Raw genomic sequence first — 23,197 nt, forward strand, 5'->3', positions numbered from 1 at the left:
CGGCAGCCGGTCAGAAGTCGTCGTCGAAGCGCACCGTGCCCGACACGCCGACCTGGTACGCCGACACCCGTCGCTCGAAGAAGTTGGACAGCTCCTGCACGTCCTGCAGCTCCATGAAGGCGAACGGGTTCGCGCTGCCGTACACCGGCGCGATCCCGAGCGTGGCGAGCCGCCGGTCGGCGACATGCTGGAGGTACGCCCGCATGTCGGCCAGGCTCATCCCGGAGACGCCCGACCCGAGCAGGTCGGCGGCGAACTGCACCTCGCACTCGACGGCCTCGGCCAGCATGTCGCGGACCTGCCGCTCCAGCTCGGCGTCGAACAGGTCGGGTTCCTCCGCCCGGACCTGGTCGACCACGTCGAACGCGAAGGCCATGTGCATGCTCTCGTCCCGGAACACCCAGTTGGTGCCGGACGCGAGGCCGTGCAGCAGGCCGCGGGAACGCAGGTAGTACACGTACGCGAAGGCGCCGTAGAAGAACAGACCCTCGATGCACGCGGCGAAACAGATCAGGTTGAGCAGGAAGGCGCGCCGATCCTCTTTGGAGGTCAGCGTCCGCAGCTCGAAGACCGAGTCGATCCACTTGAAGCAGAACTCGGCCTTGCGGGCGATCGACGGGATGTTGTCGACCGCCGCGAACGCGGCCGTGCGCTCGTCGAGGTCCGGGACGTACGTGTCCAGCAGGTTCAGGTAGAACTGGACGTGCACGGCCTCCTCGAAGAGCTGCCGCGACAGATAGAGCCGGCCCTCCGGCGAGTTGACGTGCTGGTAGAGGTTGAGCACCAGGTTGTTCGCCACGATGGTGTCGCCGGTGGCGAAGAACGCGACCAGCCGCGAGACGAGGTGCCGCTCGGCGGGGCTCAACCGGGCCAGGTCGGCGAGGTCGGAGTGCAGGTCGACCTCCTCGACGGTCCAGGTGTTCTTGATGGCGTCCTTGAAGCGGTCGAAGAAGTGCGGATACTTCATCGGCCGCAGGGTCAGGTCCATTCCGGGATCGAGCAGCATTACTGGCACGCCTCACACGATTCGGGGTTCTCCAGGGAACAGGCGTCGGCGGCAACGAGCGCGACCGTCGCCTGCTGAATCCGCGTCGCCGGGCGCGAGCGCAGGTAATAGCTGGTCTTGAGCCCCGACTTCCAGGCGTGGAGATACATCGACGACAGCTTGCCGATGGTCGGTGCGCTCAGGAACAAGTTCAACGACTGCGACTGATCGACGTACGGCGCCCGCGCCGCGGCCAGGTCGATCAACGCCCGCTGCGGCAGCTCCCACGCGGTCCGGAACAGCTCCCGCACGTCCGCGGGCAGCTCGGTGAGCTGCTGCACCGAGCCCTCGGCCCGCTTGATCCGGTCGCGGACCGGCGCCGTCCACAGGCCGCGGGCCTTGAGCTCGCTGACCAGATAGTTGTTGACCTGCAGGAACTCGCCCGACATGGTCTCGCGCTTGAACAGGTTGGAGACCTGCGGCTCGATGCACTCGTAGCAGCCGGCGATCGATGCGATCGTCGCCGTCGGCGCGATCGCGACCAGCAGGGAGTTGCGCAACCCGTGGGCGGCGATGCGCTCCCGGACGGCCGCCCACCGAGCGGACTGCGCGGGCGAGGCTCCCCAGAGATCCGGATGCAGCTCACCGCGGGCCGCGCGGGTCTCGGGATACGCGGGATGGGCCCCGAACCGCTCGGCCAGCCCGGCGGAGGTCTCCAGCGCGGTCAGCAGGATCTCCTCCTGGACCCGGGTGGACAGCTCCCGCGCCCGGGCGGAGTCGAACGGCAGCCGCAGCGTGAAGAACGCGTCCTGCAGACCCATGAGCCCGAGTCCGACCGGCCGCCAGCGCGGGTTCGAGGCGGCCGCCTGCTCGGCCGGGTAGTAGTTGATGTCGATCACCCGGTCCAGGAAGACCACCGCGGTGCGTACGGTCGCGCGCAGCCGCTCCCAGTCCACGCCGTCGGCGGTGACGTGCGCGCCGAGGTTGACCGAGCCCAGGTTGCAGACCGCGGTCTCGGCGTCGGAGTTGACCTCGAGGATCTCCGTGCACAGGTTGGACAGGTGGATGACGTTGCCCGGCTCGCCGGTCTGGTTGGACAGTGCGTTGGCGCGGTCCTTGAAGGTCATCCAGCCGTTGCCGGTCTGCGCCAGGGTCCGCATCATCCGGGCGTACAGGTCACGCGCCTTGACGGTCTTGACCGCCTTCTTCTCCGCCCGCCGGTAGGCGTCGTCGAAGGCCTCGCCGTAGAGGTCGGGCAGGTCGGGGGCGTCCGTGGGGTCGATCAGCGACCAGTCGGCGTCGGCCTCGACCCGGCGCATGAACTCGTCGGGGATCCAGTTGGCCAGGTTGAGGTTGTGGGTGCGGCGGGCCTCCTCGCCCGTGTTGTCCCGCAGCTCCAGGAACTCCTCGATGTCCGGATGCCACGGCTCCAGGTAGACGCACGCCGCACCCTTGCGCCGGCCGCCCTGGTTGACCGCGGCCACGCCCGCGTCGAGCGTCCTGAGGAACGGCACGATGCCGTTGGACCTGCCGTTGGTGCCGCGGATCAGGGCGCCCCGGCCTCGGACCCGCGACCACGAGATGCCGATACCGCCGGAGAACTTCGACAGCTTCGCCACCTGGTGGTACCGCTCGTAGATCGAGTCGAGCTCGTCGCGCGGCGAGTCGACCAGGAAGCACGACGACATCTGCGTGTGCCGGGTGCCGGAGTTGAACAGCGTCGGCGAGCTCGGCAGGTAGGCCAGGCTGGACATCAGCCGGTAGAAGCCGATCGCCTCCCCCGGCGTCCCGGACAGCCCGCACGCCACCCGCAGCAGCCAGTACTGCGGCGTCTCCACCACCAACCGCGACCGCGGATGCCGCAACAGGTAACGGTCGGCGACGGTCCGCAGGCCGAAATACTCGAACCGCAGGTCCCCGTCGGGGTCGACGGCGGCGTCCAGCTCGCCGGCGTGGCGGGCCACGAACGCCGCGGTCCCGTCGCCGATCAGCCCGTGCGTGTGCGCGTAGCGGATGGACTCGCTGAAGGTCGCGACGCCCTGACCGCGCAGTTCCTTGTCCACGCAGGCCGCCAGGAGCCGCGCCGCGAGCCGCGAATACTGCGGCTCCTCGCCGATCAGCTCCGCCGCCGTGCGGATCGACAGTCCGTCCAGCTCCGCCGTGGTGGCGCCGTCGTACAGACCGCTGATGGTCCTGGTGGCCACCCGCAGCGGATCGACCTCGTCCAGGTCACCGGCCCACCGCGCGACCGCCTGCACGATCTTGTCGACGTCGACCGGCTCCAGGTCGCCGTTGCGCTTGCGTACCCGCATGGCTTGCCGCCGCTGCTCCGGCAGCGTGGCCTTCTCCGGTGTGAGTGTCATGCCCTCTCCTCGCGAGCCCAGGGCCGTGCGCACACGCGGGAGCAGACACCACCGGCCGCGGGCACACGGTGCCCGAGGAGAGCTGGCGTCGGCCGTCCCGCGCGGCCTCCGGCCGCCGCACACCCCTCGGCGTACGGCGCGCTGGCAGGTCTTCGGACTCGTGGGCAGGACAGAAGTCGCCTACTGGCCGTCGCTTCCCAGGCCGGGGCCCAGTGCTGTGTGACGGCGGTCGTTCCCACTCACCGCTGCGGGGCAGTCCCGGATTCCCACCGGGTTCCCTCTTGCCTCGGCCCCGTCACGACGCGGCCGAACCAGCTACGGGCACCACCATATCTGGGTGACGCCGGAAAACCACCACCCCACATGGTGTGTTCGGGCGTGTCACCGCTTCCCGGCCGCGGCCGGCGCCGGGATGACCGACAGGGCGAGCGTGGCGGGCAGGCCGGCGACGCCCGGGCCGCCCGCGCGCACCCAGTCGGCGATGTCGGCGATGACCGCGTCGTCGAGCACCAGCCCGAACCACACCGGCCGGGCACCGCGGCGCCGCGCGGCGCGCGTCGGCTGCACGACCACGACGTTCGACTGGGCGCAGACGTCCAGACACAGGCTGGTGCGGACCCGGTTCGCGGCGGGAAGCAGCTCCCGCAGCCGGCCGAGCTGCGCCGCGTGGTCCACCGCCGGATGCTTCACCCGGCTGCCGCAGCAGCAGTCCCGGCACACCGTCAGCGTGCAGCCCGGCATGTCGTCCTCGGCCACTGCCACCCCGTCCTCCCGCACGGCCACCACCGTAGCCGCGCGCGGGTGCCGGGGACGGGCGGGGCTCAGTCGACCAGGCGATCCTGGGAGAGGGTGTGAGGCGGTGCGCTACCGGTCCAGCCAGACCGGGTTGCTCAGCATGAGCATGGTGGTCAAGGTGGTCGGCGTGGGCTGCGGCCGCTGCACCTCGGCGCGGACGTAACGGGCGCCGGCGCCGCGCGTACGCCAGGTCAGCGTGGTCGTGCCGGAGGCCGGGACGAGGCCGGTCGCCACCTGACCGGCCGCGGTGTGCAGCGAGACGACGGCGCTGGGCACGCCGCCGACCCTGGCCGTGACCTCGACGGTGTCGTCACCGACCGGCAGCGCCTGCCCGGGGCCCGCGACCCGTCCCCCGGCGGCCGCGGTGAGGTCCAGGGTCGCCCCGGCCGATCCGGCGAGGTACGAGCGCCCCGCTCGCAGCGCCGCCACAATCGCCGCGCGCGACAGCTCCGGCGCGTACACCACGGTCTGCGGATGCGCGACGGCGGCCGGGCTGTGCGCGTCGCTGTTGCCGAACGCGGCCAGCCGGCGGCCGTCGCGCAACAGCCTGTCCCAGATCCGTACGGAATTGACGTCGTCGATCGTCCACGGCCCGTTCCACACCTCGAGGCCGTCGACGTGCTCGTACCCGAACTCCCACGTCGAGCCGGGACCGGGCGAGCTGGGATGCGCGGGCACGACGAGGCCCCCGTCCGCGCGCACGGCGGCGGCGTAGCCGGCGAACAGCCCGTCGCCGGGACCGTAGCGCCAGTCCACCCAGCGGTCGGCGGGCAGGCCGAGGGCGAGCCAGTGGCCGTGCCGGGTGGTGACCTCCTCGCCGCCGATGACGAGCAGGTCGTCGCCGGCATAGCGGCCCCAGGTCAGGTTCGCCGACCGGGTGTTGTGCTCCGTGGACACCAGGAAGTCGAGACCGCGGGCCCGGGCCTCGGCGGCCGTCTGCTCCTGGGTGCCCTGGCCGTCGGAATGGACGGTGTGCAGGTGCATGTCGCCGCGATACCAGGCCGCGCCCCGGCCGGCCGCGCTCGGGGGCGCGGGCGCCGGGACGAACGCCGGCCCCTCCGGCCCGAACTCCAGCGTGACGTCCACCTGCCAGTCCATGCCGCGCGGGTTGACGACGATCGGGCCGAGGGCGACCGCCCACCGGCCCGGGTCGACGCGGCCGGGGAGATAGCCCGGGGTGGCGTCGGAGGCGGACAGCGTGAAGGAGTCGCGGGCACCGCCGGACCATCCGCGGAAGCCGTCCGCGGCGCCGGGCCCCCATCCCGCCGGGCCGAAGATGCCCACGTCCAGCACGTTCTGGAGCAGGCCGGGAACGAGGACGTACGGATCGTACGAGCGGCGCACCGAGATGCGGTTCACCCCGGCCGGCACGTCGAAGGGCACGTACTCCCACTGGTCGAAGCCGGGCGGCGAGTGCCCCGGGAAGGTGGTGGTCACCGGCGGCGGGTCGGCCGGGCCGGCGGCCGCACCCCGCGGCGTCGCCATCGCGAGCAGCCCGCCGGCGGCGAGGACGCCGCCGAGCCGCAGCACCTCCCGGCGGGCGGCTGCCGTACGCCGCACCTCGCGGTCCGGAGCCATGACGGCCATCCTCTCCGCCGCGCGGGAGGCGGCATAGATCGTCATGGATGTTACTCATGGCTATTTATTTCCGCCATACGCGCCCGCGGCCAAGATGACCCGCATGAGGTATCAGCTCAACCTGGCGCTCGACCGTCCCGCCGCGGTGGCACTGCTGCTGTGCTGCGCCATCGCGGCCGGGGTGCTGTTCTGGCCGATGTCGAGGCTGTTCCGCTGGCGGCCGGGATGGACGCTGCTGGCGCTGCTCGCCCTGGCACCCATCCTGGTCTTCACCGTGCCCGTGGAAGCCCCCGGCTGGCAGGACGGCGCGATCTACCGGCTCGCGGAGTACGTACGCTCGTTCCTGCGGGCGGCAACCTTCCAGGCCGAGCTTCAGGCACCCGCCTCGAGCGACGAGCAGGTCGCCAACCTGCTGCTGTTCATCCCGCTGGGCGTGGCCGGCGCCCTCGCCACCCGCCGCGCGTTCCGGACCGCCGCGGCGGCGGCCACCCTCTCCTTCGGCATCGAGGCCTGGCAGGCGATCAGCGGCGTCCGGGTCGCCTCGGCGGCAGACTGGATCTACAACACCGGCGGAGCCTGCGCGGGCGCGGCGATCGGCCTGCTGGTGCTGGCCGCGCGGCGCCTGACCCGGCCGGACGCCATCGCCCCGGGCCCATCCCCAGCGCCGGCCCGGCCACCCGCCCCCGCGGCACGGAACCCGCACGGCGACGCCTTGCCGGAACCGACGCTCGCCCTGTCCCGCCGCCCCGAGGCGGAACCGACGCTCGATCTGTCGCGCCGGCCCGAGGAGATGACCACCGCGAGCCTGACGCCCCGGTGGTGACGGCGGCGCTCAGCTCTTCACGGACGCGATGACCAACGACGGAATCCACACCAGCGCGTACACCGCCGCCAGCGCCGCGCCGGTCGGGCCCGCGTCGGCGCGGAAGGCCACCAGGTAGGTCGCCACGAGCGCCAGCAGGGTCACGCCGTTGAGCGCCCGGATCCGGCGCGCGCCGCGGACCGCCACCGGGCCGCGCCGGCGGTTGGTCTTGGGCGTGACGAACCAGGTCTGTGCCAGGTTCCGGAAGCCCTTGACGTTCGCGATGGCGTAGGTGTGCACGACGGACAGCGCGATCCAGCACGCCACCGGTATGTAGAGCAGGCTCAGCCAGTCGCGCTTCTTGACCACGCCCACCACCAGCGGCAGGACGCAGCTGAACAGCGCCACCAGCGCGGTCGGCACCAGCGTGTACGCCACCACGCGCAGCGGCCCCTCGAAGGCGGGCGCCGACTGGCCGCGCCCGATGCCGAGGACGGCGACGGCGGCCACCAGCAGGCTCCACAGCACCGACGCCTCCACGCCCAGCGCGGCGGTGAAGTAGGCGTTCTGCCGCAACAGGCTGAGCTTGGTCCACCGGTCCAGACCCGAGCGCAGGACCGGGAGGAAATACTCCTTGCACGTACGGGCGGACCCGATCGCCCACCGCTCCTGCTGCCGGCGGAACGCCTGGTAGTTGGGCGGCACCTCACCCACGTTGGCCACGTCCTCCAGATAGACCCCGCGGTAGCCGGCCAGGTAGAACCGGTTGGACAGGTCGATGTCCTCGGTGAGGTGCCCGGCCCGGAAGCCGCCGACGGCGTACAGGGCGGCGAGGTCGAACATGGTGCAGCAGCCGGAGAAGAGGATCATCTGATCGAGCTGCTGGCGGCCGGCCAGGTCCACCAGGTAGCAGGCCTCCTCGTTGATGGCCAGGCAGCGCTGGAAATGGTCCCCAGGGCCGTAGTGGTAGAGGCGCTTGGCCTGCACGTACGCGGTGGCCGGGTCGGCCTCGACGACCTCCAGGCACCGTTCGAGCGCGTCGGCCTGCGGGCGCCAGTCGGCGTCCAGCAGGTACATGTAGTCGAATCCGCGCTCGCGCAGATAGCCCTCGAGGGTCTTGAGGTTGCCCGCCTTGAAGCCGGCGTTGTGGAAGCGGTGGAACAGAACGAACCCGTCCGACTCCCACAGCTCGACGTCGGTGTCGTGGTACCGGGCGCCCGGTACCCGTACGCAATCCCGCTCGGCGGCCAACCGGCGCAGCAGCGCGACGGTCTCCGGGTCCTTCGAGTCGTCACCCACGACGATGGTCTTGTTGGCGAAGGTCAACCGCTCGCACGCGGCCACGGTGTCGGCGATCACCTTGCGCTCGTTGAAGGACACGATGACGACCGCGACCCGGGCATCGGTACGCAGCGGCACCGCCGGCGGCCGGCGGCGCAGCAGCGCGGCGGCGGCATAGGCGTAGTTGTACGCGGCGAAGAACGCGAAGTAGAGCGACAGCAGGAGGGGCACGGGGAGCCACAGCAGTTCGACGACCACGTGACCCGACGCTAATCCCGCAATGTTTCGCCGTCCTTTCAGGACGGTGTGCGTCGCTGTGCCGCCGCGTCCCGGGCGGTCCGGGCCCGGGACGCGGCCGGGTCCGCCCTGCTATGTCGTCTGATCGTCCACGGTCGCCGAGCCGGTGCTCCGCTTGATCGATTCGATGGTGTCCATCGCCGACGACTTGCGGGTGTAGGTCTCACTCGTGGCCACGACCTGACCGTTGTCCGCGACCAGGTTGAAGCGGACCTGTCCGTTGCTGGTGTTCTTCAAGACGAACTTCACGTCGCTCACCTCCGCGCCTGCTGTACCCGATCGTGCCGGCCGGCGAACCTGGACGAGCTGCGGAATCACCCGATGGCCGCGCTGCCCGGCAGCGTGCGGTCAGGGTCGCAGGGCGTACCCGGAGAACCATGTCGGGAATGCCCGGCGAAGCGTCGCCGGACCGTCGAGCCGGACGGCTTCGGCCCGCAGGAGCTGTCCCCACTGCCGCTCCCCGAGCCAGAACCGGGTCAGCGCCTCCAGGTCCGCATCCACGTGCAGGGCGACCGGGTGTCCGCCGCTGTCCGTGCACAGCGTGACGTCGGGCCGCCGGACGTGCAGGAAGAACGGTCCTTCCGGCCGTACCCGGAAGGTCAGCCGGACGACCGTCAGCTCGGCCGGCAGCCGTTCCGGATGCAGCCGGCGCCGCAGGTCCCAGACCAGCATCGCGGGATCCAGGTGGTCCGGTTGCAGGCCACGCCGATCCCATTCGTACGCCCACCCGCCCAGCTCCCGCAGCATCGGTTCCAGGGCCTGCCCGGCCGGGGTCAGCTCGTACGCCGGGCCGCCCGTCCCCGCCGTACGCCGGACGAGGCCGGCACGCTCCAGTTCCCGCAGCCGCTGGGTGAGCATCGTCCGGGAGATCCGGGGCAGGCCCCGCTGAAGCTCCGAGAACCGGCCGGCGCCGAGCAGCAGCTCCCGCACCACCAACAGGGTCCAGCGTTCGCCGAGCACCTCCAGCGCCCGGGCGACGGCGCAGAACTGCCCGTAACCGGCTCCCACCCGGCCGATGCTAGTACGGAATCCGTACTGGATCGCCGGGCCGATTTGGTTACCGTCGGCGACATGACCACCACACCGACCGCCCGCACGGGCGAGGAGTTCCTGCGGGCCATCATCGCCGGCGAGGTGCCACCGCCGCCGATCACCGCGACCTTGCGGTTCCACCTCGTCGAGGTCGGGCCCGGCAGGGCGGTCTTCGAGGGCGACGCGGGCGAGTTCGTGCACAACCCCATGGGCACCGTGCACGGGGGATACCTCGCCACCCTGCTCGACTCGGCCCTGGGCAGCGCCGTCCTCAGCCGGCTGCCCGCCGGGCGCGGCTACACCACCGTGCAGCTCAACATCCATCTGGTCCGGGGCCTGACGGCCGGACGGCTGCGTGCGGAGGCCCACGCCGTCCACGTCGGGCGCACCACCGCGACCGCCGAGGCCCGCCTGGTCGGCGCGGCGGACGGCAAGCTCTACGCGCACGCCACCACCACGTGCGCGATCCTCCCGGCCTGACCGGCGCCGCGCCTGCGCCCTTTTCGCCGGACCGCGCGCCCCGACTGCGTCCTTTCGCCGGACCGGGCGGCCGGGCGAGCCGCGGCTCGCCCGGCCCTCGCCGGCGCGGGGGGGGTGGTCAGCTACGGCAGGTGCCGTCGGAATCGGTGTTGCCACCGAGGTCGACGATCCGGGCCCAGACGGCCCGGCAGTTCTGCGGGCCGTCGACGCTGGTGTTGCCGGTGATGACGCTCCCCTGCAGGGTGACCCGCCCGGGCCCGAACGGGTTCTCGGGGCCGGGCACGTAGCCGAGCGTGATGTTGATGCCGCCACCGCCGTCCTCGGCGTAGTTGTCGGTCACCCGCGAGTCCACCACGGCCACCGTCTCCGTGCCCCGCACGTCGATGCCGCCGCCCAGCCCGGCAAGCTCGCCGGGTCGAGTGGGGTCGTGCGGGTTGGTCACCCTGTTCCGGGTGATGGTCGAGCGCTCGATCCGGCCTCGCCAGTCGAAGCGCAGGCCGCCCGCTTCGCCCGCCTCGTTCTCGTCGACCAGGCTGTCGCGCAGGGTGAAGGAGGTGAACGGGATGTTCTGCACCGCCCCGCCGAACCGGGCCCGGTTGCCGGTGAGGCGCACCCGCTCCATCGTCAGGTCCGAGGCGTTGAGCAGCCCTCCCCCGCCGTAGTAGTTGTAGAGGGAGGCGACCGGCGCCGAGACGCCGCCGGTGACGGTGACGTCGGTGATCGTCGCCCGGTTCAGCACCGTGAAGACGCGGTCGAGGCCCGCACCGTCGATCACGGTGCGGTCCCGTCCGGCGCCGGTGACGGTCGTGGGCTTGAAGATCTTGAGGTTGCCGTGCGCGGCGTCGGCCAGGGTGTAGTCGGTGAACGCCCGGCCCAGCAGGGGCGGGATGGAGAGCGCGAACCGGCCCGCCGGGACGACGATGGTCGAGCCCGGCGCCGCGTTCGCCTCCATGACCGCGGCGCGCAGGGTGCACGCTCCGGCCTCGTCGGCGCATCGGCCGTCACCCGGTCGATCGTCCGGCGCGTCGACGGCGCTGGTCACGACGAGGCGCAGCGCCTCCTCGGTGGACGCCGCACCGGCCGGCGGCGCGGCGGCGACGACGGCCACCAGGGTCGCGGCGAAGATGGTCAATGTCTTCATGCGGCGAAAGTTACCGGCCGGTAGAGCGGACCTCTGTAGCGAATCTCACTAAAGTCCATAAATTCGGATCACGGCAGATATCGCCACGAAGGTTGCGTAGTTCATCCTCGACGAAACGTCCGCCCGCCGCCCTGCACGGGAGCGCCGCCCATGACCGCGGCGATCGCGGCGTGTGGCCGGTGAGTACCGTCGCTGGGCCGCTGCTCGCGCTCGACCTCGATGAAGCCGGCCCGTGCCAGCCGGCCGGAGAGCTCGTCGGCGGACCAGCGATAGGCCGTCACGACCTTGTGGTCGAAGGGGCCGGCCTCGTCGCCGTCGAAGAAGCCGACCACCAGCGTGCCCGCCGGTGTCATCACCCGCCGGAACTCGGCGAGTACCGCATCGAGGTTCCGCGGTGGGACATGGATCAGTGAGTACCAGGCCAGGATGCCGGCGATGGAGTGGTCCGCGACATCGAGGCTTTCCATCGACCCGAGGCGGTACCCGACGTTCGGGTGGGCTGCCCTCGCATGGTCGATGAACTCGGGGACCAGGTCGATCCCGCTCGCGTCGACGCCGAGCGACCGGAGGTAGCCGGTGAGGTGCCCAGGTCCGCAGCCCAGGTCGAGCACACCGCCCGGCCGAATCGCCAGGTGCCGCCCGATGAAGGCCAGGTCGGCGGCATGGACCTGCCGACTCGTACCGAACAGTCCGATGTAGACGTCCGCGATGGCGGAGTATGCGCTGCGGACCCGCTCCACGTTCACCGCGTGACTATATGAGCCCCCGTTCCCTCTCGCGGGGGAGTCGAATCGCTCCGGCGCGGGAGGCGGGCCGAAACGCCATCGGTGATCGTCGGCTCATGCGTTTCCCGAGTCCTCGCCTCGTCGGCTACGCCGCGATGGCGACCACGGTCCCGTACCTCGCCCTCAAGGTCGCCTGGATCGCCGGCGTGCCGGTCGGCGTCTCCGATCCCGCGCTGATGCGCCAGCCCGCCATGCTGGCGGCGAACATCATCACGGCCGGGCTGGAGCTGGTCGCGATGGCGATCGCGCTGGCGTTCGCCCGCGACTGGGGACGGCGGCTGCCCGCCTGGCTGCTGCTGCCGCCGATGTGGGTCGGCACCGGTCTGCTCACCCCGATCGCGGTGTCCATGCCGATCATCGCCGGCTACGCCCTGCTGACGGGGGTACCGGTGTTCGGCGGCCGGGGGCTGGCGCCGTGGGTCTTCGCGGTGGTCTACGGCGGCTTCACCGCCGAGGCGTCGCTGCTGTTCACCGCGTTCGCGGGGCACGCCCGGCGCCGGTGGGGCCCGCTGCTGCGCGCCCGCGTCGCCGCCGTACCGGCCGGAGCGACCGCGGCGGCGCAGCGCCCGTTGACCGTCGGAACGGCCCTCCTGGCCGGCGTCACCGCCGCGGTGCACCTGTACTGGGCGCTGGGCGGCACCGTGGCCCTTTCCGCGGCAGCGCCCCGGGGCTTTCCCGGCCGGCTGATCGACTCGGTGCACGCCGTGGCGGCCCTCGCCGGCGCGGCCGGCTTGCTGGTCCTGGTCCTGCGCTGGCGCCCCGCCGCGGCGACCTGGCGCCCGCTCACCGCGGCCTGGGTGGGTGCGGCAGTGACGTTCTCCTGGGGACTGTGGAGCCTGCCGGCCTCCCTCACCGGGTCCGGGCCGGGCGGGCCGGCCCTGGTAGTGCTGGGATTCGGCAAGATCCTGACCGGGGTGCTGCTCGGCGTGGTCGGCACGGTTGTGCTGGCCGAACGCTCCGCCGCCGCGGACCGGGTCGGCGCGTGACGGCCCAGATCTGTCAGGATCCTCGGGTGCGCACCCGGGCCGTCCGCCTCGCCGCGCCGCTGGTCGGCCGGCGGGCCCGGCTGCGCTGGCTGCATCTCGTCCTGGGCGGTGCCCTGATCACCCCGTACTTCCTGGCCGCGCTGGTCGCCGTGCAGCTGATGGGGTTCGGCACCGGGATCGCCGGCCAGCTCCTGGCGTACCTGCTGGCGCTGCCGGTCGTCGCGATCACCGGCCTGGCGCGGGTGACCCGGACGCTGGCGGCCACGGCCGCCCGGGTGCTGCTCGGCACCGAGGCGGGGCCCGGCGGCGACCGGTGGCGGACGGCCGCCTGGCACACCCTGCACCTCGCCCTCGGCGCACCGGTGAGCGCCGCCACCCTGGCCGTACCGCCCGCCGTGGTGACGCTGTGGCTGGCACCGGTGGTACCGGTGCCAGCCCCGTACGGCTGGGCCGGCGGCTGGGGCCCACTTGCCGGCACCGTCCTGCTGGCCGGGCTGGTCGCCGCGGTGGCCGCCGCCGGGGCCCTGCTGGCCGCCGCCGCGCCACGGCTGCTCGGGCCGACGCCGGCCGACCGCCTCGCCGAGGTGTCCCGCCGCGCCGACCGCCTCGCCGAACGCAACCGGCTCGCCCGCGAGCTGCACGACTCGGTCGGGCACACGCTCAGCGTGGTGACCGTGCAGGCCGGCGCGGCGCGCCGGGTGCTCGAGAGCGACCCGGCGTTCGCCGCCCGCGCCCTGGAAGCGATCGACGACGCGGCCCGCGTCGCGCTCGCCGACCTCGACCACGTGCTCGGGCTGCTCCGCGACGGGACGGCCCCGGCCGCCGCGCCGGCCCTCACCCGCGGCAGCCTCGACCGGCTGGTAGGGCAGGTACGGGCCGCCGGCGCCACGGTGAGCGCCGACGTCGCCGGCGACCTCGGCCGGCTGCCCCCGGTGGTGGCGCGGGAGGCGTACCGGATCCTCCAGGAGAGTCTGGGCAACGCGCTGCGCCACGCCGGTCCGGTCGCGGTGACGGTGCGGGTCGAGGTCGCCGCGGACCGGCTGGCCGTCGAGACGGCCAACCCGCTGCCCGCCCGGCGCCGGGGCACCCGGCCGACCGGCGGACGCGGCCTGGCGGGCCTGAGGGAACGCGTCGCCCTGCTCGGCGGCGCCGTCACGGCGGCCGGCGCCGACACCGGCGACCGGTGGCGGCTCGCGGTCGAGCTGCCGCTCGGCGGCGGGCGGTGACCGTGCGGGTCCTCGTCGTCGACGACGAGGAGCTGATCCGGACCGGGCTACAAGCCATCGTCGACGCCGAACCGGACCTGACCGTCGTCGGCACGGCGGCGGACGGGGCCGACGTGGCGCCTCTGGTACGCCGGCTGCGCCCGGACGTGGTCCTGATGGACGTGCGGATGCCGGGCATCGACGGCATCCAGGCCACCCGGCTGCTGACCGGCGTACCCGATCCGCCGCGGGTGCTGGTGGTGACCACCTTCGAGAACGACGACCATGTGTACGAGGCGCTGCTCGCCGGCGCGGCCGGGTTCCTGCTCAAGCGGGCCCGGCCGGCCGAGCTCGTCCAGGCCGTCCGGGTGGTCGCGCACGGCGAGTCGCTGCTGTTCCCGGCGGCGATCCGCCGGCTGGCCGCGGGCCGGGCCGGCGCCCGCGCCGCCCGGCTGCCGCTGACCGGCCGGGAGGGCGAGGTGCTGAGGCTGATGGCCGACGGCCTGTCCAACGCCGAGATCGCCGAGCGCCTGCGAGTCGGCCTGGAGACCGTGAAGACCCATGTCGGCAACGTCCTGACCAAGCTCGGCGTCCGCGACCGGACGCAGGCGGTCGTCGCCGCGTACGAGTCCGGCTTCATCGTGCCCGGCGGCTGACCACCGGGGGGCGTCCGACGGGCGCCTCCCGTCACCATCATCACGTCGCGGTCTCGCGCTACCGGCCGCAACGAACCATCGTTCTCGCCGTGACCGGCAGCGACGACCCGCCGAGCACGGCCGAGGTCGGCAGCATGGGCGACTGCCGGCTCCGCGCCCGCACCGAGACGTATCCCCAGCGCCGTCGAAGGCCAGGCCGAGCCCATCACACTCGTCAACGCAGTAGCGGCCTTTCCTCGGCGCCCCACCTGGTCGCCGGCATCGCTTCACGGGGGTTTCACACCCGACCCGATTGAGTGTGGACCGCGCAAGATCGATAACCATGCATGATCTTGCCGCGAAGGATCACCACCTCTGGAAGGTCACCTGCATGCCGACCACCAAACGTCTCCTGACAGCCACGCTCTGCGGCACGCTGCTCACTGCATCAGCGGTTTCTCCCGCCTTCGCAGCGCCCATCGAGCAGCCGGCGACCACCGCCACGGCACAGGCTTCGGACAAGACCAGCGCCGCCGAGAAGAAGCGCGTCGACAGCGTGAAGACCCCGAAACTCGACTGGTACCCCTGCTACGGGCACGGTGAGTGCGCCACCGTCAAGCTGCCTCTCGATTACGACAAGCCCAACGGCGCCACCACCGAGATCGCCGTACTGCGGGTCAAGGCCAAGAACCAGCAGGCCAAGATCGGTAGCTTGTTCGTGAACCCGGGCGGGCCGGGTGGCTCAGGCACCCAGATCGCATTGGCCGCTCCGCAGTTCCTGAGCGAGTCGGTCCTGGAGCGCTTCGACATCGTCGGAGTCGACCCCCGCGGCATCGCCAGCAGCGAGAACGTGCGGTGCTTCGCCTCGGTCAAGGACCAGACCAAGGCGTACGCCGGCCTCAACGTGGCTTTTCCCTACGGCAAGGCCGAGGAAGCCGCCTACATCAAGTCGGCCAAGGCCATCGGCCGCGGCTGCTCCACCACCGGTAAGCCGCTGTCCGGCGCGATGTCCACCGCCGAGGTGGCCCGCGACATGGACGTGCTGCGCCGTGCGGTCGGCGACAAGAAACTGACCTTCCTGGGCTTCAGCTACGGCACCGCCCTCGGGCAGTACTACGCCAACATGTTCCCCGACCGGGTACGCGCGATCACCGTGGACGGTGTCATCAACCCGGTCAACTGGACCGGCACCCCCAAGACCCGCAACGTCATCCTCGACGACCGGCTCCGGTCGGCCGACGGCGCATACAAGGCGCTGATCGAGATCCTCGAGCGCTGCGACACCGCCGGCGAAACGCATTGCGCCTTCGCGGCCGGCAACCCGGTGCGGAACTTCGAGACGCTCACCAAGAAGCTGAAGGCCAAGCCGGCCACCATCACCGACGAAACCGGCACCTCCACCATCACCTACGCCGACTTCATCGGCGGGCTCCTCGGCTCACTGTACAGCCCGTCCGCGGGCGAGCAGGTCATCGGCCTGACGGCGTTGGTGTGGGACGCCGTCAACCCCGACGGCAGCGTCACCGCTGCCCGGCAGGCCGCCGCACGGTCGACCCTGGCCAAGCGGATCGCCGACGCTCGCCGTGCCGCACCGGCCCGCGACTTTCCGTACGACAACAGCCTCGAGACCTTCGCCGGCGTCGCCTGCACCGACGGCCTGCACCCCAAGGACGCCGCATCATGGCCGGCACTGACCGCGAAGGCCGACAAGCGAGCCCCGTACTTCGGTCGCGCCTGGGCCTGGAGCACCGCCGCCTGCGCGGCGAACACGTGGACGGTACGTGACGAGGACGCCTACCGGGGCCCGTTCACCAAGCGGACCGCCGCGCCGGTACTCGTCGTCGGCAACTACTGGGACCCGGCCACCAACTACATCGAGGCCGTCGAGTCCGCCAAGCTGCTACCCAACAGCCGCCTGCTCTCCAGCACCAACTGGGGACACACCGCGTACGGCACCTCCAAGTGCGCCACCGACGCCATCGACGCCTACCTGCTGAACGGAACGTTGCCCGCCGTGGGCACCGTCTGCGAAGGTGACGTCCAGCCGTTCACCGAGCCTCTCACCGGCGATCAGCCCGACGAGCCGACCGCCCGCAAGGCCGACCGGGCAGACGAGTCGAAGGCCGAAATCGCCACCAACGCGGCCCCGACCACCGATGAGGCCAAGCAACTGCCTCCGGTCACCGTGCGCGTACCCGCATCCACCCTCAACGGCACCCGCTGACCGGCGATCCCCGTAGCAGGAACACACCCCGCCCACTCCACCCGGAGGGGCGGGGTGCACCTGTGGACAGTGCTCGAATCGACCGTGATTGGGCTACGCCGTCAGGAGATCCCTGTCGGATGGCGTGCGGCTCATGCCTCGGGAAGCCGGGCGATGCGTTCCGGCTGGCCCCAGCTTCTCGGGGTCTGCGGTGTCAGTGAAGGGATGCTCAGGTGGGCGACCACCTGTTCCAGACGGTTCCAGCCCTGCGCGGGGTCTTCGCCGTAGGAGTGCAGGGCGTACCAGTACGCGCCGGAATCCAGCCGTGCGGCGTCGAGCCCGCCGATGCTGCGCAGATCGTCCGGCGATCGTCCCGCGATCGCTTCCGGACCGGCGAGCAGTGCCAGCGGTGTACTGAGCCCGGTCCAATGACTCGCGTGGGTGGTGTCGGCCTGGCCGGGTGCCTGCTGCACCAGCGCCTGGCGGATGTCGTACCCGGCCGAGAGGCTACGTGCGGCCTCGGTGAGCGCGTCCGCCTCGAGGGGTTCGGCGTACACGAGGGTGCAGCGGATGGTTTCGAGCACGGACTCGGCGGGACGGCTGACCACCATCGTGGCCAGCGCCGGGGCGCTGTCGCCGACCGCGCACAGCCACGTTCGCCGCGGTGCGCGTTCGCGGCACAGGCCGGTCAACGCAGTCCGGTCCCAGGGCTGGGTGGCGGGCTCCGCGGTGCCCCATCCGGCCGGAGGCCGTCCGGTGAGGAGCACGAACAGGTCGTCCAGGGCGCCGCCGAGCACGAGTCGTTCGGATGCCGGGTGGCGGATCTGCATGGTGAGGGTGAGGTGCCAGGCCGGCGCCGCCGGGCCGTTGGTGAAGTGGGGGGACAGACCTGGCGGGTCCGACGGTACGAACGCCGCACCGTTCCAGCCCAGGGGCCGGCCGGACATCCCGTCGTGGTGGCCGTCCGGGGTGTGCACGACCCACCGGGTGTCGGGGCCGTCCAGGGCGGCGTACAGGGCGGTGGTGAGCCTGCTGGTCACGGGGGTGACCAGTTGCAGGCCTTTGCCGTTGTCGGCGCAGATGCGGATGACGTCGGCGAGCCACGAGCTGAGCGCGACGACGGGCCGGTCCTGCATGACGACGGCGACGCGGTCGGTCAGGAAGTCGACGGCGGGATGGGCGGCGGTCACGACGCCGCCTTCGGGGGCCACACGACGCCGTCGAGGCGCCGCGCGACCTCGTCGGCGAAGCGGCGGGCGAGGGCCTCGGCCTCCGGGCGGCCGCTGGGGGCCCGGGCCTCCATCCACCACACCGGTACGCCGACCCGGTCGTAGGCGTCGCCGAGCAGGCGCCGGACCTCGCCGGGGACCTGGACGAGGACGGGTGTCTCGAGGGAGACCAGGGGCCGGCCGGCGTCGTCGCAGAGCTGGATGACGGCGCCGTTGGCGGTTTCCCGGACGCGCAGCTGTTCGCCGGCCGCGATCATGCCGGCGACGATGGCCCGGGGGTCGGGGGTCTGCCGGACCAGGGCGATGACGTCGTAGGTCACGGTTTCTCCTGCCACGCGGTCTGGATGAGACGGACGGGTTCGCCGCGGCGGATCCACTGGCCGCGGCCCGGTGGCAGCGGGCGGGCGTACACGTCGCCGAGGAGTTTGCCCTCGCCGCGGTCGCCGGTCATGACCAGGCCGGTGGCGCCGATCTCGCGCAGGGTCTGCACGAAGGGCTCGTAGAGGCCGCGGGACGCCCCGGCGACGCGCCGCGCGAGGACGACGTGGAAGCGCAGGTCGTCGCCCGCGGCCAGGTACGGCTGGAGCGCGCCGAGCGGCTGCGCGGCCGCGGTGAGCACGTCGTAGTCGTCGACGAGCAGGACGATGTGCGGCCAGGTGGCGGGGTCGCCCTCGGCGGTGCCGTTCTGCCGTTCCTCGAGCTGCCGGGCCACGGCGCCGGCCAGGCGGGCGGCGAGCACGGCGTTGTGCGCGTAACCGCCGAGGTGGGAGTCGGGGACGACGCCGTCGAGGCCGCGGCGGGGGTCGACGACGGCGAAGACGATCTCGTCGTCGGTGTGCCGGGCCACCAGCCGGCGGGCGATGAGGGCGAGCAGGTTGGTCTTGCCGCATTCGCCGTCGCCGAGCACGAGCAGGTTCGCGTCGCGGCCGAACAGGTCGAGGCCGACGGGCGCGGTGGTGGCCTCGTCGACGCCGAGGGCGATGGCCGCCGGTTCCGCCGGGGCGGGCAGTTCCGCGGCGTCGAGGCGGGCGGGCAGGACCCGTACCGGCGGCGCGACCGGGCCGGACCAGGCGGCCCGCGCGGCGCGGGCGATCTGGGCGATGGCGTCGCCGAGGTCGTGGGTGTCGGTGCGGGCGTCGATGCGCGGCAGCGCCACCTGGCCGAAGAGCCGGCCGCCGGTCAGCGCCCGGCCGGGCTGCCCGGGCCGGATGAGCTCGGCGAGGCGGCGGTCGACCGCGGAGTCGGTCGGGTCGCCGAGGCGCAGCTCGATCTGCGTGCCGATGGTGGACTGCACCGCGATGCGGACGTCGTACCAGCGCAGCATGGAGGCGACGACGTGCAGGCCGTATCCGCCGCCGCGGTGCAGCAGGGCGGTGACGAGCGGCTCGTACGCCTCGAACTCGCCGGAGAGGTGCCCGTAGCCGTCGATGACCAGCACCACGTCGGCGGTGGGCAGCTCCGGGAGCCGGCCGGCGGCGTGCAGCCGGCGCAGCTGCTCCACGCTGTCGATGCCGTGTTCCCGGAAGACCTGTTCGCGCTGGTCGAGCATGGCGCGTACCTCTTCGAGGGTGCGCCGGACCCGTTCGGTGTCGGTGCGGGCCGCGACGCCGCCGACGTGCGGCAGCCGCGACAGCGCGCCGAGCGCACTGCCGGTCAGATCGACGGCGTAGACGGCCACCTCGCGCGGGGTGTGGGTCAGGGCCAGCGAGGTGACGAGGGTACGCAGCAGCGTGGTGCGCCCGGACTGCGGCCCGCCGATGACCGCGAGGTGTCCACCCGCGACGGTCAGGTCGAGCGTCCACCGGCCCTGCCACTGCCGGGCGGGGTCGTCGAGCAGCCCCAGCGGCACCCGCATGGGCCCGGGGCGCTCGCGCAGGTGCAGGCCGCGGCCGGCGCTGACTTCGACGCCGCCGAGCTGGTCGAGGGTCAGGGCGGCGGGCAGCGGCGGCAGCCAGATGCGGGGTACGGCGTCCGCCGCGCCGCGCAGGTGCCCGGTCATCAGGTCGAGCAGCGCCGGCGCGCCGGTGCGCACCGGCATGGCGGGCTGCGCGGGCTCACCGGTCCGGCCGCCGATGCCGTTGTACGCCGGGTACGGCAGCGGCCGCGGGTCCTCCACCGCCTCCTTCTCCTCGTCCGGAGCGCGGTACGGCCCGGACACATAGGACGCCTTGAACCGCTGGTAGACGGTCGTGTCCACCTTGAGGTAGCCGAAGCCCGGCAGCGGCGGCAGGTGGTAGGCGTCGGGCGTCTCCAGCACGGTGCGGCTCTCGCCCTCGGAGAAGGTCCGCAGGCCCAGCCGGTACGACAGATAGGTCTCCAGGCCCCGCAGCTTGCCGCCCTCGATCCGCTGGCTGCTCAGCAGCAGGTGCACCCCGATGCTGCGGCCGATCCGCCCGATCGACAGGAACAGCTCGATGAACTCGGGCTTGGCCGTGAGCAGCTCGCCGAACTCGTCGATGATCACCAGCAGGTACGGCAGCGCGGGCAGCTCCGGGCGCCGCGCGCGCAACGCGGCGTAGTCGGCGATGTTGGCGACGTTCCCGGCGTCCTTGAGGGCCTGCTGACGGCGCTGCACCTCCCCCGCCAGGCTGGTGTGCACGCGCTCGACCAGGCTGACGTCGTCCTGCAGGTTGGTGATCACACCCGCGACGTGCGGGGCGTCGGCGAACGGCGCGAAGGTGGCGCCGCCCTTGTAGTCGACCAGCACCATGGCGAGCACGTCCGGCGGGTGGGTGACCAGCAGCGCCAGCACCAGGGAGCGCAGCAGCTCGCTCTTGCCGGAGCCGGTCGCACCGACGCAGAGCCCGTGCGGGCCCATGCCGAGCTGGGCCGATTCCTTGAGGTCCAGCAGCACCGGCTCGCCGTGCTGGTCCACGCCGATCGGCACCCGCAGCAGGTCGCGGTCGCTGCGCGGCGCCCAGCACGCCGCCAGCGACAGCTCGCGCGGCCCGGCGAGCCCCAGCAGCGCGAGGAAGTCGGCGCTGCCGCCCGCGGCCGGGTCCTGCACCGACTCGCGCGACAACCGCAGCGGGGCGAGCAGCCGGGCCAGCCCCTCGGCCGCGGCGGCGTCGTAGCGGTCGCGGCGTGCCCGCGCCACGGCGACGACCTCGGGACGCAGGTCCTCGACCAACAGGTCGTCACCGGTGACGGTGATCCGGATGGCGACGTCTCCCGGCTCCTGCAAGCGGTCGGCGACGAGATGCACAACCGTCACACCGAGCGCGGCGGCGGTCACCGCCTGATCCGGCACCGCAAGATCCCGCGCGATCTCGCCGAACGTGTCATGGACGAGCAGCAGCCGGGGAAGCAGCGCGGTTGCCGCCGCGGCGGTGCCGCCGCGGGCGAGTTCGGCCGCGTACCCGGCGTGTTCCTGCAGGTCCGCGGAGACCAGCGCGGCCAGTGCGGCCGGGTCCGCGGCGATGCGCCGGGCGGCGACCGGGCCGTCGCGCAGGTCGGCGTCGCGCAGGTGCGGCAGCCACTTGAGCCATTGCCAGGCGTCGATGCGTGCCGGCGGGCAGGCGAGCCCGATGCGCAGATCCTCGGGTGCGTGCAGGGCGGCGGCCTGCACCAGGAGCACCCGCAGGACCGCGAGCACGTCGTCGCGGGCGCCGACGACGCTGACGTTGCCGACCCGGTCCAGCGGCACCACCAGCGGCATCCCCGGCGCCGATCCGAAGCGGCGCACCAGCGCCCGCGCCTCGGCCAGCATGAACGGGTCCGTGGGGGTGAGCGGGCTGCCGTCGTCCTCGATCTGCAACGGAGCGACCGGCATGGTCCCCGATCCCGCGCGCAGGGTGAGAAAGTCCCGGTCGGTGCGGCGGCGTTCCCAGAGCCGGGCCGGATCCCGTACGACGTCGAGCAGCGCCTGCGGCGGCGGGTGCAGCAGGCGGGCGGCGGCGGCCGTCTCCCGCTCCGCGCCCAACAGCTCCTCGCGTAGCTCCTCGAGGTAGTCGAGGTAGCGTTCGCGCTGCTGACGGCGGGTGCGCCCGGCACGCCCGCGCTGGGTGAGCAGCATGACGAGCACGGCTCCCACGGTCACGATCAGCAGCACCGCCCCGATGGCGATCATGCCGGTACCGCGGAACATCACCATCATCGTCAGCGACGACAACACCCCGGCCACGGGCAGCAACGCCTGCGCCGCATTGCCGCCGGAATGACCCTCGGGCAGGGTCGGCGGCGCCGCCACCTGCCGGGCCTCGGGCGGCAGCAGCGGCCGCACGGTACGCGCGGGCCGGTGCACGACGCGCATCGTCATGCCCGGACGGCCCGGTCCATCACGGCGGCGGCGATCCGCAGCGCGGCCGTACGGGTCTCCGCGCCGATCCGCCGCGGGTCGATGGCCGCGCCGAGCGCCAGATGGCGGTCGAACGGCAGCCGCAGCACCGGCGTCCCGAAGCGGGCGAGCCCGGCGACGGCGGCGTCCACATCGACCCCGAGCGGCCCCGCGACCGGCGTGCTGAGCACGAGCAGCGAGCGGCCGAGCAGCTCGGCGCCGTGCTCCTCACCCAGCCGGCGCAGCGCCGCGTCGGCGCCCAGCACCCCGTCGAGGGTCGCCGTGCCGGTGAGGACCACGGCGTGGGAGTCGGCGAGCAGCGTACGGTTCGTCGCCGAGTGCATGCCGGCGCCGAGGTCGGCCACGGCGACCGCGAAGTAGCGGTTGAGGAACCGGACCCGGTCGCGCAGCAGCAGCGCGGCGTGGCTCTCGTCCTGGCGGGCCAGGGAGCTGGACAGCGCCCGCCGCCACAGCCACACCCCGGTGACCGTACGGTCCAGATAGCGGGCCACCTGATCGAAGGCGGAGACCTGCGCGATGCCGCCGTCGCCGGCCGTGCGCACCCCGACCCCGAGCGGTCCCAGGCGCAGCGGCAGCGACCCGGCGTCCGGGTCGGCGTCGACGGCCAGGACCGGGTCGCGCCGCAGCCCGGCCAGGGTGGTGGTGAGCAGGGCGCTCACCGTGGTCTTGCCCGAGCCCCCGCGCACTCCCGCCACCGTGATCCGCCGACCCGTGGTGATCGCCCGGTTCGCGTGCTCGGCCAGCTCGGCGAGCTCGCCGACCTCCCGGGTGGCACGCCGCCCGGCCGCCGTCCGCACCGCCTGGCCGACCCGCCGGGCCGGTGGATCGCCGTGCAGGTCCGCGTGCCGGGCGATCCGCGCCGCGTCGATGCCGCCCTCGGCGGGCAGGTCGGTCGCGGTGCCGCCGTGCCGCGTGGGCTCGGCCCGCGCCGGGCCGGGGGCGGGTGTATCGCGCTGGTGCTCGGGTGCGGCCGGGGCGGAGCTCGCGGGAAATCCGGTCAGCAGCGGCAGGGTCACCGTCCGCTCGTCGATGTGGTCGCTCGGCGCCATCGCAGGGTCGAGTTGGCGCCGCAGCATGGCCTGCCAGTCCTGGTCACTCACCGC

General features: G+C 72.9%; 19 protein-coding genes and 1 riboswitch. Of the genes, 6 read left to right on the forward strand and 13 right to left on the reverse strand.

The window, feature by feature from the left end; all coding sequences use genetic code 11:
* Positions 1–10 precede the first annotated feature (10 nt).
* From IEY99_RS23205 to IEY99_RS23220, 4 genes are all read right to left on the reverse strand, one after another.
* The gene (locus IEY99_RS23205; RefSeq protein WP_189206242.1) at positions 11–1,006 is read right to left on the reverse strand and encodes a ribonucleotide-diphosphate reductase subunit beta; all 996 of its coding nucleotides are present in this window, start codon (positions 1,004–1,006) and stop codon (positions 11–13) included.
* The gene (locus IEY99_RS23210; RefSeq protein ID WP_189206134.1) at positions 1,006–3,348 is read right to left on the reverse strand and encodes a ribonucleoside-diphosphate reductase subunit alpha; all 2,343 of its coding nucleotides are present in this window, start codon (positions 3,346–3,348) and stop codon (positions 1,006–1,008) included. The genes IEY99_RS23205 and IEY99_RS23210 overlap by 1 nt, the downstream gene beginning before the upstream one ends.
* A 126-nt stretch (positions 3,349–3,474) precedes the next feature.
* A riboswitch (cobalamin riboswitch) is annotated at positions 3,475–3,679 on the reverse strand.
* A 50-nt stretch (positions 3,680–3,729) separates the two neighbouring features.
* Entirely contained in the window at positions 3,730–4,074 is a 345-nt protein-coding gene (locus IEY99_RS23215; protein WP_189206243.1) for a hypothetical protein, read from the reverse strand.
* 138 nt (positions 4,075–4,212) lie between these two features.
* A complete protein-coding gene (locus tag IEY99_RS23220; protein ID WP_229799135.1) occupies positions 4,213–5,766 on the reverse strand; it encodes a CehA/McbA family metallohydrolase in 1,554 nt (517 codons plus the stop codon).
* A gap of 58 nt (positions 5,767–5,824) precedes the next feature.
* Between IEY99_RS23220 and IEY99_RS23225 the strand changes: the two genes are divergently transcribed.
* On the forward strand, positions 5,825–6,544 hold the full coding sequence (locus tag IEY99_RS23225; protein WP_189206135.1) for a VanZ family protein: 720 nt from the start codon (positions 5,825–5,827) through the stop codon (positions 6,542–6,544).
* 9 nt (positions 6,545–6,553) lie between these two features.
* Here IEY99_RS23225 and IEY99_RS23230 read toward each other — a convergent pair whose 3' ends face one another.
* The 3 genes from IEY99_RS23230 to IEY99_RS23240 form a co-directional block, all read right to left on the reverse strand.
* A complete protein-coding gene (locus tag IEY99_RS23230) occupies positions 6,554–8,062 on the reverse strand; it encodes a glycosyltransferase family 2 protein (protein WP_189206136.1) in 1,509 nt (502 codons plus the stop codon).
* A 111-nt stretch (positions 8,063–8,173) separates the two neighbouring features.
* Positions 8,174–8,350 carry a YegP family protein gene (locus IEY99_RS23235; RefSeq protein ID WP_189206137.1) on the reverse strand — a complete coding sequence of 59 codons (177 nt, stop codon included), beginning with the start codon at positions 8,348–8,350 and terminating at the stop codon, positions 8,174–8,176.
* A 99-nt stretch (positions 8,351–8,449) separates the two neighbouring features.
* On the reverse strand, positions 8,450–9,109 hold the full coding sequence (locus tag IEY99_RS23240; RefSeq protein WP_189206138.1) for a winged helix-turn-helix transcriptional regulator: 660 nt from the start codon (positions 9,107–9,109) through the stop codon (positions 8,450–8,452).
* Positions 9,110–9,172: 63 nt separating this feature from the next.
* On the opposite strand from IEY99_RS23240, the gene IEY99_RS23245 reads away from it, so the two are divergent.
* Positions 9,173–9,613 (forward strand): PaaI family thioesterase, encoded by a 441-nt coding sequence (locus IEY99_RS23245; protein ID WP_189206139.1) that lies wholly within the window; start codon positions 9,173–9,175, stop codon positions 9,611–9,613.
* A 118-nt stretch (positions 9,614–9,731) separates the two neighbouring features.
* Here the strand turns inward: IEY99_RS23245 and IEY99_RS23250 are convergent, their stop codons facing one another.
* Together IEY99_RS23250 and IEY99_RS23255 are read right to left on the reverse strand one after the other, a co-directional pair.
* The gene (locus IEY99_RS23250; RefSeq protein ID WP_189206140.1) at positions 9,732–10,754 is read right to left on the reverse strand and encodes a right-handed parallel beta-helix repeat-containing protein; all 1,023 of its coding nucleotides are present in this window, start codon (positions 10,752–10,754) and stop codon (positions 9,732–9,734) included.
* Positions 10,755–10,855: 101 nt separating this feature from the next.
* A complete protein-coding gene (locus IEY99_RS23255; protein ID WP_189206141.1) occupies positions 10,856–11,500 on the reverse strand; it encodes a class I SAM-dependent methyltransferase in 645 nt (214 codons plus the stop codon).
* A gap of 95 nt (positions 11,501–11,595) precedes the next feature.
* On the opposite strand from IEY99_RS23255, the gene IEY99_RS23260 reads away from it, so the two are divergent.
* From IEY99_RS23260 to IEY99_RS23275, 4 genes are all read left to right on the forward strand, one after another.
* On the forward strand, positions 11,596–12,525 hold the full coding sequence (locus tag IEY99_RS23260; protein ID WP_189206142.1) for a hypothetical protein: 930 nt from the start codon (positions 11,596–11,598) through the stop codon (positions 12,523–12,525).
* Between the two features lie 26 nt (positions 12,526–12,551).
* A complete protein-coding gene (locus IEY99_RS23265) occupies positions 12,552–13,751 on the forward strand; it encodes a sensor histidine kinase (protein WP_189206143.1) in 1,200 nt (399 codons plus the stop codon).
* A complete protein-coding gene (locus IEY99_RS23270; protein WP_189206144.1) occupies positions 13,748–14,386 on the forward strand; it encodes a response regulator transcription factor in 639 nt (212 codons plus the stop codon). Before IEY99_RS23265 ends, IEY99_RS23270 begins: the two co-directional genes overlap by 4 nt.
* Before the next feature lie 370 nt (positions 14,387–14,756).
* Positions 14,757–16,589 (forward strand): alpha/beta hydrolase, encoded by a 1,833-nt coding sequence (locus IEY99_RS23275; protein WP_189206145.1) that lies wholly within the window; start codon positions 14,757–14,759, stop codon positions 16,587–16,589.
* A gap of 131 nt (positions 16,590–16,720) precedes the next feature.
* Here IEY99_RS23275 and IEY99_RS23280 read toward each other — a convergent pair whose 3' ends face one another.
* The 4 genes from IEY99_RS23280 to IEY99_RS23295 are packed head-to-tail and all read right to left on the reverse strand — an operon-like array spanning position 16,721 to position 23,194.
* Positions 16,721–17,758 carry a DUF6177 family protein gene (locus IEY99_RS23280; protein ID WP_189206146.1) on the reverse strand — a complete coding sequence of 346 codons (1,038 nt, stop codon included), beginning with the start codon at positions 17,756–17,758 and terminating at the stop codon, positions 16,721–16,723.
* Entirely contained in the window at positions 17,755–18,117 is a 363-nt protein-coding gene (locus IEY99_RS23285) for a hypothetical protein (RefSeq protein ID WP_189206147.1), read from the reverse strand. The genes IEY99_RS23280 and IEY99_RS23285 overlap by 4 nt, the downstream gene beginning before the upstream one ends.
* The gene (gene eccCa / locus IEY99_RS23290) at positions 18,114–22,055 is read right to left on the reverse strand and encodes a type VII secretion protein EccCa (protein WP_189206148.1); all 3,942 of its coding nucleotides are present in this window, start codon (positions 22,053–22,055) and stop codon (positions 18,114–18,116) included. The genes IEY99_RS23285 and eccCa overlap by 4 nt, the downstream gene beginning before the upstream one ends.
* Entirely contained in the window at positions 22,052–23,194 is a 1,143-nt protein-coding gene (locus IEY99_RS23295; RefSeq protein ID WP_189206149.1) for a nucleotide-binding protein, read from the reverse strand. Before IEY99_RS23295 ends, eccCa begins: the two co-directional genes overlap by 4 nt.
* Positions 23,195–23,197: the final 3 nt, after the last annotated feature.

This window comes from Couchioplanes azureus (assembly GCF_014648355.1).
In the GTDB taxonomy this organism is placed as follows: Bacteria; Actinomycetota; Actinomycetes; order Mycobacteriales; family Micromonosporaceae; genus Actinoplanes; species Actinoplanes azureus.

Bases quoted from the DNA above. Each gene is read 5' to 3' on its own strand.
- IEY99_RS23205 (WP_189206242.1), bottom strand. From the start codon at position 1,006: ATGCTGCTCGATCCCGGAATGGACCTGACCCTGCGGCCGATGAAGTAT.
- IEY99_RS23210 (WP_189206134.1), bottom strand. From the start codon at position 3,348: ATGACACTCACACCGGAGAAGGCCACGCTGCCGGAGCAGCGGCGGCAA.
- IEY99_RS23220 (WP_229799135.1), bottom strand. From the start codon at position 5,766: ATGACGATCTATGCCGCCTCCCGCGCGGCGGAGAGGATGGCCGTCATG.
- IEY99_RS23225 (WP_189206135.1), top strand. From the start codon at position 5,825: ATGAGGTATCAGCTCAACCTGGCGCTCGACCGTCCCGCCGCGGTGGCA.
- IEY99_RS23245 (WP_189206139.1), top strand. From the start codon at position 9,173: ATGACCACCACACCGACCGCCCGCACGGGCGAGGAGTTCCTGCGGGCC.
- IEY99_RS23250 (WP_189206140.1), bottom strand. From the start codon at position 10,754: ATGAAGACATTGACCATCTTCGCCGCGACCCTGGTGGCCGTCGTCGCC.
- IEY99_RS23260 (WP_189206142.1), top strand. From the start codon at position 11,596: ATGCGTTTCCCGAGTCCTCGCCTCGTCGGCTACGCCGCGATGGCGACC.
- IEY99_RS23275 (WP_189206145.1), top strand. From the start codon at position 14,757: ATGCCGACCACCAAACGTCTCCTGACAGCCACGCTCTGCGGCACGCTG.
- eccCa (WP_189206148.1), bottom strand. From the start codon at position 22,055: ATGACGATGCGCGTCGTGCACCGGCCCGCGCGTACCGTGCGGCCGCTG.